The organism is Paenibacillus sp. FSL H7-0323, from assembly GCF_038002725.1.
Lineage (GTDB): Bacteria > Bacillota > Bacilli > Paenibacillales > Paenibacillaceae > Paenibacillus_AQ > Paenibacillus_AQ odorifer.
This window is the reverse complement of sequence record NZ_JBBODB010000001.1, coordinates 1,409,253-1,428,625: the sequence shown is the minus strand read 5'-3', so window position 1 is coordinate 1,428,625 and position 19,373 is coordinate 1,409,253. Positions and strand designations below refer to the sequence as shown.

The following is a 19,373-nucleotide window of genomic DNA, read 5'->3' as shown; positions in this document are numbered from 1 at the left end:
AGCGTTTTCTATACAAATTCTTTGCGTTTCAACAAATTAAAATAACCTCATTCCCAATGAACTCTACTTAGGAATGAGGCTTCGTTAAAATTTGAAGGCATTATCAACCGTTATTTTAGGACTCCCCAAAAAGAATCTCCGCATTAAATATCTTGCGATCCTGCTATTTCCCATCAGTTTCATGCAGGCTAGCGAGAATTTTTTAACCCCTTTAGGGGATTTAACGGTCATGCTGATTATCAACTGTTGAGCAAAATGCACAAAACGAATTTCCCGATTACGAATGGGCTGCAAACGATCTAAACACTTGTATTCATGATTTGGCTCTAATTTTGATGCAACAATAAGTTCAGCAGCGACCAGCGCTGTTTCAAAAGCCAAGGACAATCCGATAGCTCCGAGTGGTGAGGAACAATGTGCAGAATCACCGATTAGAATACAACCCTTATTATGCCAATTGTCCACCATGAAAGTCTCTGATTGGATAGAAACAAACGATTTGAAATCAATGATCTTTTCAATGTCTTCTTTAAGCTCGGGAAAGGCCTTTATGAATTCAAGCTTTAATGGTTCGATGCCTTTGCTTTTTATGGAATTCCATTGGTCTTTCTTCATTGTAAAACCTATCTGCACACAATCAGAGGAATAAGGAAGCCCGATGAAGTTACTAAAATCAGACAATCTGAAAAGGAGTTTTTGATTTAGCTTGAACTCATTAGTCGATATTTTGCACCAGATTAAATCAAAATCTTCTTTTTTATACTTAAAAGAAAAATCGCTTGTCTTCCTAACCGTGGACATCCGTCCATCCGCTCCGACTACTAAAGAAGCATGGATCGCAGTCATTTGTCCATCTACTAAGGCGTTTACTCCGACTGTTCGATTTGCACTTTTAATAGTTGAAGTGACCTTTGCGTTAAAAATGAGCTCAAAATTACTATAATCCTTTGCCAGATCATAAAGAAAAGTTAACAGGACGGATTGTTTTATTTTAATTGCGTAAGGTCCCTCCGGCATTTCTTTTTCATAATCAATTTGAGTGATATATTTCTTATTATTCCATATTTCAGCATTAAATAATTTTATATGCTCATACTTTTCAAGACGCTGTTCCAGATTCAACTCTTTCATGAGCCTTACAAATCGAGGCTGAAGAACTTCTCCTCTGAACTTGCGATTAAAGCTTGTTTGACTTTCCAGTACGGTAACTCTAATTCCGTTTTTGGCTAACAGCAGCCCTAGAAAGAGACCAGAAGGTCCACCACCAACAATGCAAATCTCCGTTTCTTTATTCATTCCTATCACTCTGTGGGTAAAGTAGCAGCCCGTTCATTTTTCACTACTGGAACCCTAGCCGATAATCTAAGAAAAAGAGAGATTAAAAAACCTAATAAAAGAATAGAACCTAATATAGTAAAGGATAACGAATAATTTTCTGTTTTTAGTAATTTTAAAGCTAATATCGGGCCTGTGCTAGCGCCTAGGAATAGAATAAATGCATTGAATGAAATCGCAGACCCTCTTGCATTTCCCCCTAATTGACTGACGATTGAGATGATAACGGGAGTTACCAGCGCGATACCAGCCACAAATACAACGCTCATTAGGACAAGAAGTAGCAGGTTCGTACTAAAACCTAGAGCAAGCAACCCAATTGCAGCTAAAGCTAAGCCTCCCCTTAGAACAGCGGCCATTCCAAGTTTTTGAGCAATTCTTCCGGAAAAGGGTGATAAAAGCATCCCCGCGATTCCAAATGCACGAATATAAAGGATATCCTGTGAGGAAAGACCAAACTTAGCTGAGCTTAAATAACTTCCCAAAACGGTGTACATGCCAACTAAAGTTAATAGAAGCATAAAGGTTATCGCAAAAGCCAAAAGCAATTGTGATTGTTTTAGCAGAATTGTCATTTGTTTAAACTTCCGCAGAACATTTTCTTTCGGTCTTTGCATTTCATCTTTAGGAAGGAACCTCATTACTATCACTGAAGTAATACCATACACAATTCCCAAAATAAAGAAAATAGCACGCCAGCCAAGAGCTTCGTTAACAATCCCACTAAAAACCTGGCCTACTATACCTGCCATTAACAGTCCTGAGCTTATAAATCCGACGGCTGTTAGTCTTTTATGAGGCGGGAACATCTCCCCTGCATACACTAGCGCAATAGGTGCAAAAGCAGCAGCCACTAGGCCTTGCACTCCTCTGAGCATAATAAGCCCGTAAAAACTATCCACAAATCCTAATGCAAGCGTAACTACGGTTAACCCAATAATGCTGGCTACTAAAAATACTTTACGTCCATATCTGTCTGAAAAAGGTCCATACAAAAGACAGCCCAGAGCATAACAAAGAGAAAATGAACTCCCAATCCAAGCCGCCTCACTCGAGCTAATCTGAAAGGCATGTGAAAATACTTCGGATAATGGAATTGTAATATACATGCTAGTTAAAATAACTAATCCACACCAAAATAAAATAATCGTCATTAATGAATAGTTCTTATTGTAATTCTGAACGTCTATCGTCTGATTCATAAAGTAAATATCCCCCGGTTTACTATTAATTTGCAATAGTGATGCCTTCCAAGACATGGATCAACAAATCGTTTATGTAATCCGCATCCGGAATTTGTTTATAGATGAGAATTTGAAAGTATATGGGACCATAAAGCAGATCTAAAGTTATATCCAGGTTGATTGTTGGTTTCAATTCTCCCATATCTATGGCTGCTTGGAGTAATTGTTTGGCTTCATTTCTTTTTGTCATTAAAAACAATACGTAAAAATCTTTCGCGATTTCTTCGCTCTCTGTAACTATAGTTAAAGTGGATTTCCCGATTTTGCTATTGAGGATACGAGCTAAAGCTTCAAGCTGTTGTTTGAAGTTATCCTGAATGGATTTATTACTATCAAATTCAAACTCTGATTCTACGGTCATTAGAAAAGCGTCCAGTACAAGACGCGCTTTATTTTCCCACCATCTATAGATGGTTGTTTTGCCTACTCCAGCTTGTGCTGCAATCGCCTCAATCGTTAAAGATGAATAACTGTTGGATTCTAACATTTCAAGAGTTGCAGTAAGAATCTCTTTTTTACTTCGAGGTTCTTTGTTTTTCACGTTCATATTCATTTCACCTCCTAGATGTTATTTAAGTTATTAAAAGGGTGTAATTATAGAACGATACGTATCGTTTCATTTGTTACACTATCTTATATCATTTTCATAAAATTTAAAATAGTTAATTTGAAAATTATTATTTTCTGGATTTAGGCATGCGGTAGATGACGAAACATAACTTGCGCATACAAAAATTAACGCTTCGGAATGGTCCGAAGCGTTAGTTTTCGTGGATATTTGCAATTAAGGATTCGATGACTGATTAAATATGTGCGATATGTACAATATGATCCTTTTTATTTAAATTTTCACATATAAATCATGGATATCAAAGCTAAGTTAATCATTGTTTTTTCTTTGTTCTTTTTCTCTTGATTTTATCAACTATAAACATAATAAAAATAATAACAAAAATAATTACGATAATTATACCTACTGGTGATTCGAAAAAAATGAGCATGAAATATAGTAATACCGTCTCCCAAAATGACCAGTCAAAATCAACCATAGGTTCCACCTTTCTAATAATCTTGGCGAAGTGATTGAATTTTAATGTTCGTGGGATTTGTCCCGAGAGTAATACTTGTAAGCGCTCCTATTCTATCTTATCAAGAGTCCCAGGCCACTCATTACATAAGGACGAACAATGTCCACAAGTAAATCGGTCTGATCAGCCTCCCCCTCAATTAACCAAGAAAATGCAGCGCCATAGATCGCTGAACCTGTCATTGCTGAAATGATCTTTGTATGTTGGCGGTCTGCAATATCGTATTTATCCCCTCTCAGAAATATGTTTTCAATGATTTGCTGCAGCATATTTTTCACTTTCTCATCCACCAGCTTAGCAATGGATTTGGAATCCATTCTGCATTTCTGATAAAAACCAACGATGTACTGATGAGTCAACAAGATCAGCTGGTTACATATTTCATCTGAAAACTCCCGTGCATTTATTACTTGTTCAGGAATCATTTGATGAAAAGACTGTTCTGTAAATTCATCGAGTAAAGCATATTTATCTTCATAATGAGCATAAAAAGTAGCCCGGTTTATCGTAGCTTTCTGTGAGATATCTTTTATTGTCATTGAATCAAATCCTTTAGTCTGTAAAAGATTTCTGAAAGCTTCTCTTATTAACAGGCGAGTCCGTATTACTCTCGGATCTTCTTGATGTACCATCTGAATATCCCCTTTCTAAAACATCAATTATCGGAATTTGTTGTCTATGCAACTCTTTTCTTACACTGACGGTTGTAAGCATAAACTTGCCATACTATTATCTTATCAAACAGATGTTGCTTAAACAATCAGTGACTAGTTAGTCGGAAGGAATGATAATAGTGAACATAAAACAAAATAGACTTCTAATTTTTGGGGCGGGTGTGATTGGCAGTTTATACGCTCTTAGATTTGCACAATCGGGGTTTGACGTCACTTTACTGGCTCGGGGAAAAAGGCTGGATGAACTTAAGCGGAAGGGTTTGAGATACAACGACAACGGAACGATAAAGCAACTATCCATTAAGACGGTCGAAAAGCTTGCAGATGATGACATCTATGATTTTATCTTTGTTCCTGTACGATATGATCAGGCAGAATCTGCCCTGTCTGCGATCAAAAATAATCAGAGCAAAACAATAATTACACTGACCAACACTATTGGTTATAATTCCTGGCTAGAGATCGTGGGTGATCGGTTACTTCCAGGTTTCCCTGGTGCAGGTGGAGACATTAAAGAGGATATTTTATACGCTCAATTTGGTTCCAAAACTTATTTTGGTGAAATAAATGGACAAACGACCGAAAGAGTTAAGGAGCTTGCTTTGATATTCGAAACAGCTGAAATGCATTATGAAATACAAAAAGATATTCAAGCATTTCATGTTTCACATGCTGCACTCGCTGCAGTCAACAAGCATTTTTATACTAATGAAGGAATGGTAGATATTGAGACAGCAATAAGTGAAAGCATTCTTAGCAAAGTAGCTACAGATATCAAACAAAATCTTCACTTAGTAGAGCAAGCTGGAATCCCTGTAATCCCGACCGAAACGAAGTCAATGGGAGAATTGATGGAAGAAGAGATTATATCCCGGTATCGGCAGATGCTGAGTGATGAATTTATCATTGATGTTAAGTTTGGAAACCAAGCTATCAGCAGAAAAGCAGAAATAATGTTATTGGATGAAAAGTTTCATGAGAAGTTTTCGTTTTTGTCCAAGCAAATTTTTCCATAAAAGTTATCAAATGAGTTCATAGCCCATATTACTAAATACTAAAACAACGTAAATATGGAGGTGTTAGATTGCCACTGAATCAAGATCAGCAGATCTTTCAACAAAGTACAACAACTCAAAACTGGGGAAATATTCAGGGACAGACCTTAGTTGCGGGCCAGGGTAGCTTGAGAAGAGGAATGAACTATAAGTTAGGCGCACAGGCTATGGCACAAATCAATAATTTATTAAATAAATGGGCTGAATTAAAAATATTGGGGAGTGCCGAAGTTTCACTTCTTCTCCAAGTACAGATACAAACGCCCCTGGATCTATTCGACGAAGCCGGGCTAGCTGGACGACTTCAAGCCGTTCTTAAAGCGGCGGTAGCGGCTGGATTAAGCATGAATATGACCGTTAAAGAGTTATTGAAAATCCTGAAGAATAAACCGTCAGGAAATGGTTTATCCGGTGAATTGATTGAGCTATTGTTAGAAGAATCAGAGCTCGAAGGTTATTTGTATGCCCAATTTGCGGTTGGTTTTATGGCGTATGCCAATTTTGTTATGCTTGGTAATTTACATAAGACAGCTACTCTAGGGGAATCTGGATTCCAATTTGTCTATGAGGCGGGAATGGGATTTATTGCGGGGGGTGGCTATAGAGGTGGCATCAATTTTAAATTCCCCGATCCTGCAAAACTGGTCAATCGTTATGGGAACGGCTTAATTGAGGGCATTGTTAATAAAGCTATTGACACACAGCAGGAACAAGCATTAATGCTCGGTACTATGCTGAGGATAGGAGTGAAATCAGCCTATGAGGTCAGTAGACAATTAAATGAAGGTACCGGGAGCAATACTGAAAAACTAGCGCAAACCGTTCTTACATTTATTGGGGGGCAATTCCAATCGTTGTTCTTCTTGACTATGAATGTGTTCTTTAAGGAAGAGATCCTTCGTTTACTTGGCCTTGCTTCTTTACCAGCTGAACAAACCACAGAAGTCATTCAAACCTTGAAAGGTTTTAATTCTTTTCAGTTAGTGCCGGATAACCATGAAATCTTTGTTCGTTTAGATTCATTATCAGCATTAATCCAAAACGAGCAGCTTAAGAAGGAGTTTGTCCGAAGTATTTCTGCTTTGTGGGTATCAGCTTTGTTGCTCCCCCTTGCAGTGCAAGCTGCAGATAAAGCAACCATGCCTACTTTTACGGCACAATTGTCTTACCAACCTCCTCCCGCTGTCAAAAGTGCAATTAATACAGATTTGAACCGTCCGTCTGACACAAATTTGAACCAGGGGGATCTTCTTTCATTTCTACTTGATAAACCTTTGACGATTGCCATTCAACATGTAGATAGCGTTCGGGAGATAGCAGCAATTCTGAAACCTGCCGTTTCAGGAACTGCCCAAGAAGCAATGAAGTTCTTATTTAGTCCCTCATTTCCTTTGACTACAGGGGAAAACTCTTTTAGATCAACACTTGGAGCCATAAACCAAGCTTTCGATCATTATGTGGATACGGAAATAAGTGCTAGAAAAACTGCAATCTCGAACACTTTGGCTGGCGAGGAAGAGATTAAGATACTGTTTGAGCAAGCCCTGATTCCCTGCATACAACTGACTTCTGATGTTCTGATTCCAGAGATCGTTAATGGATTTCAAAATTTTGACATAAAAACTATGCAAGAAGCATTATCCAGCGTATTACTCACAATGCTTGGAAGAAGCGTTATTCATGTCATGGACGGAATTCAGACTTCAGTTAATGAACAAATCGAGGGTCTTCTTCGCGAAGCTGCAGGTCAGGCTGCAAATGTTCTTGGACCACTTGGAGCTCAAGATATTTTAAAGAAACCGTTGGAGGCAGCTGTTAAAATTATTGCGGAAATGGTAGCGCCTTTGACACCTGAAGCACAAGAACAGCTTTTTGAAAATGCTCTAAACATATTTACTCCAATAAAAGGTAACGCCGTGGACTTCGCCAACCATTTGCAAAGCGATCCGATGTGGATGCCTCAAATGGCTGAAATAGAAGCAATAGCCAAAATATTGATAAATCATTTAACTGATCATATGATTCAATTCGCTCTAAAACTGATTCCAGCGTTGTTTCAAGCCTTGATCGATGAACTACTCGCCATAATCGAACGCTGGCTAAATGAAATAGCCAAGATATTAAATACTATTACCGACTTCATAACTAAGCTGATGCAAGAAAAACTAATGAAAGAACTGATTGAACCAGTAATGGAAATCGCTGAAAAAGCCGCTGACGTATTAACGTTTAACATTTTTTCTCTAATCGGTGCCGGTAAAGTAAAAGATGAATTTTTCAAAGGGTTAAGAGGAGCAGTCGAAGCTATAATTCAAGAAGCAATCATCCCTCCTGTTGTTATGACAGTGAAAGAAATCAAGTTCAATCCTCGTAAGCTCGTGGATCTTTGCCGAGACGTTTCCGACTTTACTTTTACAAAATTTTCTGAGATTTTTAACGATTATATTTTTGGGGAGATCCAGAATCAACTTGAAAAAGGTTTAAATATGAAAAATTTCAAATTGGATATTAAAGTGCCGGTTTCTTTTTCGATTGACTTACCATGGCCTTTAGGGTCACAATCCTTTTCTCATACGTTTAGACTTACAGATGTCCTCATTCCGTCATCAATCGTTTTGGACATTGTAATGAATTTAATACGTAACAATCTAAAATTAGGAGGAACATCTGAGTATCTTTTCCAAATGGTTGTAGCAACTATCGATAATTTAAAAAAAGTAGATCAATATAAATTGGATATGGCAGATGCTTTGAAAAAGTATAGTAATTAAAGGAATATTCAAGATTCCAGTTCCCTTATAATGCAGTTTATAACTCAAAAAAGGCAACCAGTCATCCCTGTTTTTTCGGCGACTGGTTGCCTGAATTTGTGATTTTTTGTCCCTGTTCTATTCCTTAACGACTACGGTCATTTCTTTGCTACGTGTGATCCCGCTGCTGTTCGCCAGCTCAGCCAGATTCATCGTGATTTTGAAACTGCCGTCACCATCCCAATTATCATTTCCGAAAGCAAAAAGAGCTGGAGCCAAGTGAACTTGGCTCTAGCTCTTCTTTGGTGCTTACAATTCCATTACTCTGTAAATTAAAGCAGCGGCTTCCGCACGTGTGGTCAGGCTCAGTGGTCTGAAGGTACCGTCGGTATAACCGTTGACAATTCCTGTCTCCCGCAGGTACTCAACCGCATCCATCGCGTAAGAACCGATTTGCTTCTCATCGGCAAGAGTTGCTGCCTTGCCGGAGATATCCGACTGAAGAGCAGATATGCTCAGAGCGCGAAACAGAATAACAGCCATTTCTTGGCGGGAAATAGGTTCTTTTGCGGCAAATACGCCTTCGCTACGTCCGTTAACAAGCTTTAGCGCCTGAGCTGTTGAGACAGCTTGGTAATACCAAGCATTTGAACTCACATCTTTGAAAGTACTGCTACTCTCGGCTTGAAGTTCTAGCGCTGATACTAACAGCTGAACAAATTCCGCTCTTGTAATTTGCCGGGCAGGCTCGAATTTGCCCCCGCCTGTGCCATGAATAAGATCACGGGAAGCCAAAGCTTCCAAGATGACTGTGGAGCCTGAATCAACATCAGAGAAGTGGATATTTGCATTAGCTGCAGCATAGAGTCCAAAATCACTTGATGTAAACGTAATTTTTCCAGTACCTGATACGTATTTGGAGTTTTTGACCACTTTGGCCACTCCCTCTCCGGTAACAGAGTAGACGATGGCTTGATGTGGGACTTCATCAGGGTTTAATTCATATCCAAATGATACCTTCATTGCCGCAGAAGGGCTTAATGTTTCTTTGGACTTACCGTCTACCGTCATTGAGATCCGGAACAAAGCATGCGTTTTCCATTTCTCTTGTAAGGCAACTGGAAGGGTTGACGCATCAACAAAATGGATAGATAGCTCCAACTGCCGGGCACCCTCTGGAATATTCTCACCTAAAGTGTCAATTGGAAGTGTTATTGTGGCTGCACCTGCTTTTACAGTTAGGGAAGTAACATTATCTTTTAGTTCGGGAACTGGCACTTGAAAAGCCACACCACTGGCAGTCGCATCCTCTTCAGCAAGCTCAAGTACTAAAGCTCCATCTTGCACTCCCTTCATCACTTTTTGGAGTTCTCCAGTGAAAAGCTGTGCAATTTTCATTCCTTCAGCACCGGGTGAACCCTGAATGCGAATACGGCCCGCTGAAATTATATTCACTGGACTAACTATTTTTCCTCCACTACTCTCATTTGTGTTGCTATTATTGCTGCCGGACGAATTGCCGGGCGTATCTGTTCCCCCACCTTCTTCACTCCGCACTACATTCAAAGTGTAGGTCTTAGTTGTTATGCCGTTCGCAGCGGTAACTTTAACATCGATTCTGTTATCTCCTACCTTAAGCTCACTTCCGCCTGTTACCGTCAATTTGGCTTCTGCATCAGAAGGTGTCCCAGTTACAGCCACCGCTGTCTTGGAAAAGGGCACATTTATTGTATAGGTCAGTTTCTTACGGTCAAACCCAGGGATGTCTGTACCGTCCATACTCAAAACGCTCAAATCGGCATTATCACTCAGTGGGGTCTCTTCTTCACCTTCTACGTTCATAAACTGGAAGGTGCGGAAAAGTGAGGCGTCCTTCGCAGCGCCAATGCCTGATCCCCATTCAATATATCCTTTTCGACCCGCGCCATCATTATCGTTAACCAGCATGGAGAAGCTTAAGATATCGCTCGCCGCTGGACGGATCGGGCTTATTTCGCTCCAAGGTAGTGCCAGTGCATATGATGTAACCTTGGTCGCCTCATCTCTGGTCACACTTAAAGTTCCCTTAGTCAACACTCCGGTAGCTGCACCTTTCATAGACAGCCAACGATATATTTGCGGCCCCTCTGGGGTTTGCGAGATTCCGTATTCATACCAGGATTGACTATCGCCCGGTACACCGGGAGCAAGACTGAACTGAATACTGTCATTTTGCCAAATATTAATCCCGGCGGCATTATGGCTGAATACATCATCGCGGATATCGGCGGTCAAATAAATGTGTTCTTCATCCCAGCGTAGTTGCGCTGTTCCACTAAGATCATCCGCACCCTTATATCCGTTGAGCAAAGGGGTTCCGTCCGCAAGATCAATCAGAGCTGGACTTCGTGTATCGGACTGATGCTGCATCCGGTTAATATCTATGTTTTGCTTGAGGTGAACTGTCTCATAACCTTCAAGGTCAACTGTCAACTCAAGAGGATATTTAACCCCTTCAGAGAATCCCGGCAGTGGAATTGAATAAGTAAATCCACTATTTGGGGCAATTTCAGACAATTGCGATTCACTACCGCTGATCTGACCAGTCTCTTCCCCTAGGGTCCAGGAAATCTTTTTAATTCTCAGAGGATCCACACTGGAACTGTTCGTAAATTGAAGTTGTAGCGACATGCCGCCGTTATTACCATCTGTAATATGAGGAGCAATTTTTAAACCTTGAAAATATAGTCGCAGATCATCTACAGGGGCTTCTGGAAGCGTAGCAGGATCAAGTCCGGGTCCATTATAAGCTCCTATATTCGGTGGAGTTGCTGCTGAAACGGGATTGCCCCAGTAGTCCCGCCCACCGTTGTCTGCAATGACAGCACCGGCCCCAAGTGCAGGAGACCCCTCTCTCAGCTTGTAACCGTCCACTGTATTCCAGCCCATTCCGGCGGTGCCCTGAGCAACTAAGAGTGGATTTGCTGTGATAGGATTGGTATTTTCCGGCTCGCTTACTGGATGGTTGCCATATAATAGATTATGGTCGAAGCTACCGTTCACCCCTGGCAGATTATAACCTCCTTGACCAAGGTTGTAGACCAGATTGTTCCTAAAAGAATATGGAGCGTTAATATTTCCTGCGTCATCCCATTCATGATCGATAATTTTGGTGTTTTGCCCAGCTCCGATATAGATAGTATTGTTATAGATTTGTGTATCTGGCGTAACCCCGCCTGCAAAATTAAACGTATGCGTTAGATCATTCTGGCTGATGTTGTATCTGACTACATTGTTAGAGGAGCCTGTCAGCACGCCTGGAGTCAAACGGGCATCGACAAAAAGCATGAATCCGCCTTTGTTGCCATGGCTGTAATTATATTGAACCACACTGTCCATCGTATCGATATCCAGATTGAAGCCTTGACCATCTCCCTCTGGTTTGTTCGTGTTAAAAGACTCATTGAACTGGACGATATTATTCTTGCCGCGAGTCGGCCAAATTGCGGCAGAGCCGTTAAACTCGCCTTCTTCGGAATAATTTCCGCCTTCCTCCGCTATGTTATGCTCAATCACCGCTCCATCCGCACCGAAGGTGAGAATACCGTCGCTGTCGGCTTGTTTGACATAATTTCCACGGATCGTAACATTGACCGTAGCATAGTCTGCTCCGTTAAAACGCTGATCCCATACCACAATACCGGTCCGGCCTATCCGTTCCACTGTATTGCCCTCGATCCATACCCCATCGAACTTGTCCGTGCCCGTCGTTCCGCCCACATATACGGAGATACCTCCAAACGCATGTGGGCCACCTTCGGCTCCGGAAACCGTTGGATAACGGAAACTGCTTGATACATCATGGACATAGTTATCCTGAATGCGGATATTACTTAATGTTCCTCCATTTGCGTTCTCCACCATAATACCTTCCCGGTAAACACTTCCCCTCTCGGAAGCATAATTAGTGACCTCAAGATCCCGAATCACCCAGTTCGAAGCGTTACGTAGGTATACAGCTGCTCCGGCCATGCCTCCACCGTTGATAATCGGTTTGCTTCCACTCCCATAGGCAGATATTGTAATCGGTTCTTCATCTGTGCCGCTGCCCTTAGGATATAATTGTTCGTTCCAGATTCCACCCTTCTTTAATAAAATCCGATCCCCAGCCTCAAAGGTAGTCTGATTCACTATAGAAAAGGTCTTCCAGGCAGTCTCCGGTGTTTTTCCATCGTTGTTGTCGCTGCCTGCAAATGAATCCACATAATATTCTCCGTCTCCACCGCTGCTCCCTCCATCTCCAGGCAAGCGGTTGGATAAGGTGACCGATCCTAGTTGCATCAGCCAGGGTGCGGAATCACCGCTAAGTTCTATTTTTAAGTAATGAAGTCCGGAAGGAATCCCCTGTGCCGGAGTATAATTCGTCCCGGTCCAAGCCGCATCACCAGTGGCCTGTGGAGGTTCATGAACAGCAGAAAGTTCTGTCCAAGTGGATGCATCCGCCGAACCATAGAACTTGATAGTCCCGCTAGACCCGGCAAAGGAATGCATGCGGGCTGTGAAATGTTGCAGATTATGCAAATGGTACACGAGTGATTCTGCTGAGTCTGCTGTTCTCACCGCACGAGAATGATCTCCACCAAAAAAAGCGGGATTGCTTGTATCTAAAGACCAATTTGTACTGTGTGTATAAAGCTGTGCAATGTCGTCAAGCTCATCAACAATCGTTTGTGGTGCAAGCGACACATTGGAGAGCGTAAGGTGCCCAAGCTGCATCAGCCAGGTATCGAGGTCACCACTGACTTCAATTTTGACATAATTGACACCATCCGGCAGCGCCCCCGAGGGTGTATATACTGTTCCGTACCAGCCAGAACCGGTTGCGGTGGGACTGTCGTTGATGGCTGGAAGCTCCGTCCAGATATCTGCATCTGGCGATCCGTAGAACTTGATAACAGCCGTGGAACCAGAGAAATAATACGCTTGAAGCGTAAACGACTGAACTCCAGTCAAAGGGTAAATGGCATAGCCAGTCTCCGTGGAGGTTCTGACCAGCCGGGCTGCATCTCCTCCGAAAAATTGAGGATTACTACTGTCAATTAGCCAGTTCTCGGACCTGTGTTCCGCTGCCGGTAGGGTTGAGAAATCATCGGCATTCGTCTCTTCAGAATGGGCAGAAACGCCCATTACGGGAAGCAGCGCTGTGAAGATCAGCACCATTATAAGCAGTGATTTTGCGAGTTTTTTGAACATTATTGTATTATTCCCCCTTGAACATTTATTGGATGGTTTGGTTTGCGAGACCTTCAGCCATCGGGTAATTCCATTCCACGACAGCTTCGGACAGCTTTTCGTCCACAATGGATCTATACTTCTGCTGCGCCAAATTCAGTGCGATGGCATCCTTCACATGATCGAACGGCTGAATAGCTGCATCATCTGCCGACAGGCAGTAAAGTAGGTGAATAGCCCCATTTTCAGTAAACAAACCGCTAAACTCTCCCGGCGCCAGTTGCTCTGCGGTAAGCAATACCTTTGGATTTTCCAGAGCTGCTGTTCGCCGTGAAGCACTTGTTATTTTCACCTCGCCAACGTTTACGCCAAACTCTTTTGCCTGGTCTTGGAAGCCTGTGCCTGAAGAATCTGTTGCTGCTGTCGCTGTTGCTATTGCATGGAGCTTTTCCATTCTTTCTAAGGCTTTTTGCTGATCTTTGTACTCTGTTTCTGGGCCAAAGGGAAGCGTTGCCCATTCCAGACGAATCGTTCCCGGCTGAGAATATTTCGCAATTAGATTTGCTGCATATTCCAATTTCACCTGTTCGTCTGAAATCACGATACTTCCGTTACTGCGCATTGCCTCAATCGTGGCATCCTCAAGGTTGCTCATGTAATAATTGAAATAGGCCTGCGCCTCCAGATGAAGAGGACCATACACCACCTCCTTATTCGCTGCTGCCTGACTCCGCCGATTATTCTCGCGCTCCATCTCCTTGAGAAAACCTTCAAAACTGATATCCGTTACGACTCCTGCTTCTTGAGCAAGCTGTAGCTCCATCCGCTTCGTCAAAAGCTGAGTTTGAGCTGTATTGATCCATTTCTGCATTGGATTTTCGCCGGAATAGTAGGCAGACCAGAAGTCTATTGAATAGTCGGCGTTGTAAGTTTGTTTAAAATAATCAACAATCAGTGCCCGATTCATTTGAAGATGCCAATTGAACTCCGCTGCTGTGGCCTCCTGCCCGTTATAGGTCAGAAGCATTTCTTCTGCTTGGGGAGCTTGCAGCTTCTTCGCACCAATCAGCAGCAGGCTTCCTGCTAACAGAGCGGTCAGAATAACGATTAGCTGATTTCTTTTGGAATGAAGTTTTAGAGTCATAAGTTATTTCCTCCTCTCTCATCCTCGATGTTAAGCGCTTTCATTCTCTTCGATATTAGACATGTTTACGTTGAAATAACAGGCGGGAAAGCTGCGAAATGGTTTGCCATTTCACGATTTGACCGTAAAGCCCAGTTTTCGCCCTATAAAAAAATGCTGTCGGAGAATAGAGAAGTTACGTATTCGAACGTGGAATGTTGTACAATGTGCAAAAATTCAGCGCGTTTGTCGGGAGTGAGCAGCAGCTTGTTGTATATCAAGCATGATTTCCATGCAATTACGGGATCGGAGTGATTTATAGAAAAGTCGATTTGCATTCATCACTGATTCAGTGTGTTCCTCAATTTTTTTTGATTGTAAAATCATCTAATAAAAACAAAGGCAGTCCGGAATTTTCCAGACTGCCTTGCATTGTTCTTAAGACGGATATGCGCCCGAAAACATACAGAAATTCAAGACTCCACCTTTGACAATCTCGTCATGTGACAGAGAGTGGTGCTGCCATAGCGATCCGTTCCAGTGGACCGATTTGCTGTACACATTGGCGGGGCTGTTGTTCTCTGCTTCAATGATCCATTGCTGCCCATTTTCAAGCTGAATAGTTACCTTATCAAAAAGCGGGCTGCCGAGCACATATTCAGGAATTCCGGGACTTAAAGGGTACAGGCCGATGGCGCTCCAAATAAACCAAGCACCCATGCTGCCGTTATCTTCGTCGCCGGGTAAACCATCCATCTGGCTGCTGAACAGTTCGGTCATGGTTTTGCGGACCCAATATTGCGTTTTGGACAGCACACCCAGTCTGGCAAATATATAAGGAATGTGGAAGCTCGGCTGATTGCTGATGGCAAACTGCCCCAGATCGGCGGAGGCCATTTCCGACATTTCGTGTATTTCCAAACCATAGGATCCCACTTTAAATACCGGTTCCTCGGTCATCAACTGATCCAGACGCTGGACAAAAGCCTCTTCACCACCCATCAGCCCGGCTAGTCCCGGGAAGTCGTGGGGCACTGCCCAGCTCCCCTGCCAAGCCCCGCCTTCACAAAACGGATTACCCCACTCCAGAGGATCAAATGCTTCCTGCCAAGTACCGTCCTCATTGCGACCTCTCATAAACCCAACTGTCAGATCAAACAGCAGCTTATAATTCTGTGCCCGAGCCATAAAACGCTCATAATCATCCATTTTGCCAAGTGTTTTGGCCATCTGCGCAATACAGAAATCTCCGTATACATAATCCAACGTGTTGCTTACACTTTCATGGAAACGGTCATGCGGCAGATAACCATGCTGCAAGTACAATTCAAGGCCCCTTCTGCCCAGCTTCTCGTCCACTGATGGACGATCTGCATGCTTCAGAAGACCTTCATACAGTACCTCTGTATCAAATCCGCCGATGCCCTTAACCACGGCATCCGCAGCTGCGGCATCAATCAGTGTGCCGGGCATGGCACTGCGCTCCCCTGGTGACAGCCACTTTGGCAGCCAGCCGCTCTCCTTGTATGCCAATGTCCACGCCTGCATAATCTCACCCAATAAAGATGGGAATAGGATACTGTATAAAGGAAGGCTGGTTCGGTATACATCCCACAGCCCGATATCCGAATACATCGGACCCTGGCAGATGCTGCCGTTAAAGGGGCTGTAATGGATCTGCTCGTTCTGCTCATTATATTCATGCCACGTTCTTGGGAACAGGCAGATTCGGTACATGCAGCTGTAAAAGGTGCGGAGGTTCTCTTCATCTGCGCTTTCAGCAACAATGCGCCCCAACCGTTCTTCCCAGCTTGCCTTTGCTCTATTCAAGATCTCTCCGAAGCTGTCTTCCCCAATCTCTCGGTTCAGATTAAGCAGCGCCTGCTCTCCGCTAATAAAGGAAGTCCCGCACTTCACTCCCACTATGCCAGATTCCGGTGCAGCTATTCCTACGTAAGCGCCCAGTCGTTCGCCAGTCCCTTCATGGGTCTCCAGTGGCTGATAATCTCCGTTAAAGATTCCCGACTCCTCCATGTGAAAATCCCTATCGAACTGGAACACGAAATACATCGCGAAATTATCGGGCACCCCGGCGGTATGGCCTCTTGTGTAGCCGGTGATTCTACGTTTATCCGGCTGGAAGGTGAGATGTGACTCACCTTTCAGAGGTGCTATAATAAGCCTGTTCTGCTGCCTCTCAGAGAAAGTTATTCTTATCGCTGCACAACGTTCGGTTGGAGTCAGCTCCAGCCGGGTGCGGTAACGTTGAAGAAACACATCGAAATAGTGAGGGGACACTTGCATCTCTTCCGTTTTGAAGGAAGAAGAACGTGAACCGGGACTGAGCAGAAGTGGACCTGTCTGTGGCAACAGGGTCAGATGCCCATAATCTCCGATCCACGGGCTGGGCTGATGGGTCAGCCGGATACCCTCTAGGTGGCGATGGCGCGGGTGGAAGAACCAGGTTCCACCTGCTTCATAGGTTTGCGGGCACCAAGCCGCCATACCAAATGGCAGCGCTGTAAGTGGCAGCGTATTGCCATGTGAATACCGGAAATCTGACTCCGTCCCCTGCAATGGATTAACATAATCTAACGAACGCATATAGATACACTCCTTTAGCCAGTTTTCACCAGCTCTATATTCTCCGTTCTTTACTGATACCGGTTAAGATAATCGGAATACTTGAACATCTCCAGCTTCTACCCGCACAGTCAGTTTTGTAGTTGTGGGTTTCAATAGATTCATTGGTTGAATTTCAGCGCTGCCATCATCAAACCACGGTTCGACAGAAGTATAAACAATACCCAGCGTAACGTCAGCCTTAACCGCCATATCCCCTTCATTATGAACAAAAAGAAATGCCCCTCGGTCCTGCTCACCTTCCCACTCGGAGAGATCCGCGCGGACACCGCCGCTTGCTTGTACATACGGCTGCAGCTTTAGTTCCTTCTGTAATAGATCCCGCACCAGCTGAAGCGTTCCGGGATGTCCATCCTGCCAGTAGGCAGCCGCAAGCAAGGTACCAAACCATACGGCACGCCCGTTGCCATAAGCGGCGGTAGTCAACACAGGCATGCGGTCCTCGGCAAATTCAGCCAGTACCTTCACATGGCTTTCCAGCTCGATATCCGATTTGTAATAGGATCCGTGCGCCGTATCGTCTGCTGCCGATTCCTCCGCCTTGCTGTGCTCCATAACATTCCGCAACGGAATCGCTGTCCGTGATTCGAACGCAACCTGATGATAGCTGTGATCCAGGTTCTCAGCGGAATGAATCCAAGTCTCACGGACCCCGAACACCTGGTCAAATCCATAACCGGGCACCGTATAGCTGTGGCAGCCATTCTCTCCCTGAAGTGCTCCGAACGAGCATTCTGAAATCAAAATCCCGCCCTTTTCCACCCACTGGCGTAGGATGTCACACAGTTTGCGGTTCAAATATAGAGGATAAGGCATCCACAAGCAGTGGTATTGCTCCAGTGTCTTCTCGTTAACATCCGTCTCATGCAGAAATTCAACTTTATAATTGAGCTCATGCAGTAGTTTATGGGCGCCTTGTAAGGAATCGTTGTAGGTGTCCAGATGATCATGTGCCGCAAAGTTAGCAACCTGGTTCTGCGGACTGAACAGAATGGCAATCCCGTCTCCGCGCCGTTTTGCATGTATCAGCTCTTGCTTATTGTTTTGCACCAGCTTATTTAGATGAGCCATATCCTTGTACCATGGGGTTGGACTTCCGTCCAAATATACACTGCCCCATGCAGGGGCCTCCTGTCCCAATATCTCTGGTCTGTACTGCCAGAACAAATATCCCGTGATGCCACGAGCGAGCGGGGTCAGAATATGCCGTTTCATTTCCCGCAGGTCCGGCTGACGCGGCTTCATTGCAGTATTGCCTGGCAAAGCATGAATCTCCGAATTGATAATGGGTTTACCTTTGGCGGCAGAGATCAGTAGATCAGCAGACCAGGCCGAGGACCCAAGGCTATTGCCTGTCAAGTCACAGGGCTCAGCCAGCTTGAAGTCGTCCGAACCCGCTGTAATCATATTAAAGATAGGGGCGGGCACAGTGTGGGCCATAACAGGATGCAAAAGATCCAGTGACTTCACTATATCTACCCGGCTCCGCAGCTCATCCGTTAAAGTACCGGACATGAACAGGCGCCAGTCCACCAGATCATTAAATACGCCTTGTCCACGCGGTGCCTCTACTTCCTCCCAGCTCCCGTAAGTCCGCTGCCATGATTCATTGAGGGCTTCCAAAGTAACATATTTATTTTTTATCCGTTCTTGGAACACCAACAGCGATTGCTCGCAATAACACACCTGGTTGTCAAAAGACAGCTTGCGCTTGATTCCTGTGGTTAGTTCAGGCTCATTCCATAAATCCCAGACCCAGAGCGCCGGATGATCCTTAAAAGTCTTCACCGTCTCCGCCAGAAACTTTGCCTTTTCTTCGGCGGCAGCTGCATGATGATAACAGGGCCCCGGCGCTCCGCCGATCTGGCGGCAGTTAATCGCCCTTGGTTCCAGAATGGAACCGTCCGCTGTAACCATTTTGGAATCAGGATATTTTTTATAGAACCAGGCCGGCGCCACGTCGAAAATTACATTCAAAATGACCTTCAAACCATTCCTCTGCGCAATATCCATTAGCTCCTGAATATCATCGAAATGATAGGTCCCTTCTTTGGACACACTCGCGCGCCATTGTACCCAATATTTCACACAATTGAAGCCCTGTCCGGCAATATTGCTTAAGTCTTGTTCCCATTGATCACGGAAGGGGGTCGGGGAACGGTAATATTGAAACCCAAATGGAATAAATGAATCTTGCATCTAGTGTACTCCTCCTACAACGTTCAATTTCGATCTCTCTATGTTTATAAA

11 protein-coding genes are annotated in these 19,373 nt (G+C 43.8%); 2 read left to right on the top strand and 9 right to left on the bottom strand.

Going from position 1 to position 19,373, the window contains the following annotated elements; all coding sequences use genetic code 11:
• Positions 1–84: 84 nt before the first annotated feature.
• From MHH89_RS06635 to MHH89_RS06620, 4 genes are all read right to left on the bottom strand, one after another.
• On the bottom strand, positions 85–1,296 hold the full coding sequence (locus MHH89_RS06635) for an FAD-dependent monooxygenase (protein WP_076184978.1): 1,212 nt from the start codon (positions 1,294–1,296) through the stop codon (positions 85–87).
• 5 nt (positions 1,297–1,301) lie between these two features.
• Positions 1,302–2,573 carry an MFS transporter gene (locus tag MHH89_RS06630; RefSeq protein ID WP_341086651.1) on the bottom strand — a complete coding sequence of 424 codons (1,272 nt, stop codon included), beginning with the start codon at positions 2,571–2,573 and terminating at the stop codon, positions 1,302–1,304.
• Complete coding sequence (locus tag MHH89_RS06625) at positions 2,563–3,126, bottom strand: TetR/AcrR family transcriptional regulator (protein WP_076130598.1); 564 nt, start codon at positions 3,124–3,126, stop codon at positions 2,563–2,565. Before MHH89_RS06625 ends, MHH89_RS06630 begins: the two co-directional genes overlap by 11 nt.
• 594 nt (positions 3,127–3,720) lie before the next feature.
• The gene (locus MHH89_RS06620) at positions 3,721–4,299 is read right to left on the bottom strand and encodes a TetR/AcrR family transcriptional regulator (RefSeq protein WP_341086650.1); all 579 of its coding nucleotides are present in this window, start codon (positions 4,297–4,299) and stop codon (positions 3,721–3,723) included.
• Between the two features lie 161 nt (positions 4,300–4,460).
• Between MHH89_RS06620 and MHH89_RS06615 the strand changes: the two genes are divergently transcribed.
• Together MHH89_RS06615 and MHH89_RS06610 are read left to right on the top strand one after the other, a co-directional pair.
• The gene (locus tag MHH89_RS06615; RefSeq protein ID WP_341086649.1) at positions 4,461–5,357 is read left to right on the top strand and encodes a ketopantoate reductase family protein; all 897 of its coding nucleotides are present in this window, start codon (positions 4,461–4,463) and stop codon (positions 5,355–5,357) included.
• Between the two features lie 68 nt (positions 5,358–5,425).
• On the top strand, positions 5,426–8,167 hold the full coding sequence (locus MHH89_RS06610) for a hypothetical protein (protein ID WP_248548296.1): 2,742 nt from the start codon (positions 5,426–5,428) through the stop codon (positions 8,165–8,167).
• Between the two features lie 117 nt (positions 8,168–8,284).
• Here the strand turns inward: MHH89_RS06610 and MHH89_RS06605 are convergent, their stop codons facing one another.
• From MHH89_RS06605 to MHH89_RS06585, 5 genes are all read right to left on the bottom strand, one after another.
• On the bottom strand, positions 8,285–8,425 hold the full coding sequence (locus tag MHH89_RS06605; RefSeq protein WP_179086266.1) for a hypothetical protein: 141 nt from the start codon (positions 8,423–8,425) through the stop codon (positions 8,285–8,287).
• 30 nt (positions 8,426–8,455) lie between these two features.
• Positions 8,456–13,378, bottom strand: coding sequence for an S-layer homology domain-containing protein (locus MHH89_RS06600; protein ID WP_341086648.1), 4,923 nt, complete (start codon positions 13,376–13,378; stop codon positions 8,456–8,458).
• Positions 13,379–13,403: 25 nt separating this feature from the next.
• The gene (locus MHH89_RS06595; RefSeq protein WP_341086646.1) at positions 13,404–14,501 is read right to left on the bottom strand and encodes a hypothetical protein; all 1,098 of its coding nucleotides are present in this window, start codon (positions 14,499–14,501) and stop codon (positions 13,404–13,406) included.
• Between the two features lie 417 nt (positions 14,502–14,918).
• The gene (locus MHH89_RS06590) at positions 14,919–17,084 is read right to left on the bottom strand and encodes a GH92 family glycosyl hydrolase (RefSeq protein ID WP_341086645.1); all 2,166 of its coding nucleotides are present in this window, start codon (positions 17,082–17,084) and stop codon (positions 14,919–14,921) included.
• A 63-nt stretch (positions 17,085–17,147) separates the two neighbouring features.
• Positions 17,148–19,322: a beta-galactosidase gene (locus MHH89_RS06585; protein ID WP_341086642.1), complete on the bottom strand. Its 2,175-nt coding sequence runs from the start codon at positions 19,320–19,322 to the stop codon at positions 17,148–17,150.
• Positions 19,323–19,373 lie beyond the last annotated feature (51 nt).

Bases quoted from the DNA above. Each gene is read 5' to 3' on its own strand.
- MHH89_RS06635 (WP_076184978.1), bottom strand. From the start codon at position 1,296: ATGAATAAAGAAACGGAGATTTGCATTGTTGGTGGTGGACCTTCTGGT.
- MHH89_RS06625 (WP_076130598.1), bottom strand. From the start codon at position 3,126: ATGAACGTGAAAAACAAAGAACCTCGAAGTAAAAAAGAGATTCTTACT.
- MHH89_RS06620 (WP_341086650.1), bottom strand. From the start codon at position 4,299: ATGGTACATCAAGAAGATCCGAGAGTAATACGGACTCGCCTGTTAATA.
- MHH89_RS06600 (WP_341086648.1), bottom strand. From the start codon at position 13,378: ATGTTCAAAAAACTCGCAAAATCACTGCTTATAATGGTGCTGATCTTC.
- MHH89_RS06595 (WP_341086646.1), bottom strand. From the start codon at position 14,501: ATGACTCTAAAACTTCATTCCAAAAGAAATCAGCTAATCGTTATTCTG.
- MHH89_RS06590 (WP_341086645.1), bottom strand. From the start codon at position 17,084: ATGCGTTCGTTAGATTATGTTAATCCATTGCAGGGGACGGAGTCAGAT.
- MHH89_RS06585 (WP_341086642.1), bottom strand. From the start codon at position 19,322: ATGCAAGATTCATTTATTCCATTTGGGTTTCAATATTACCGTTCCCCG.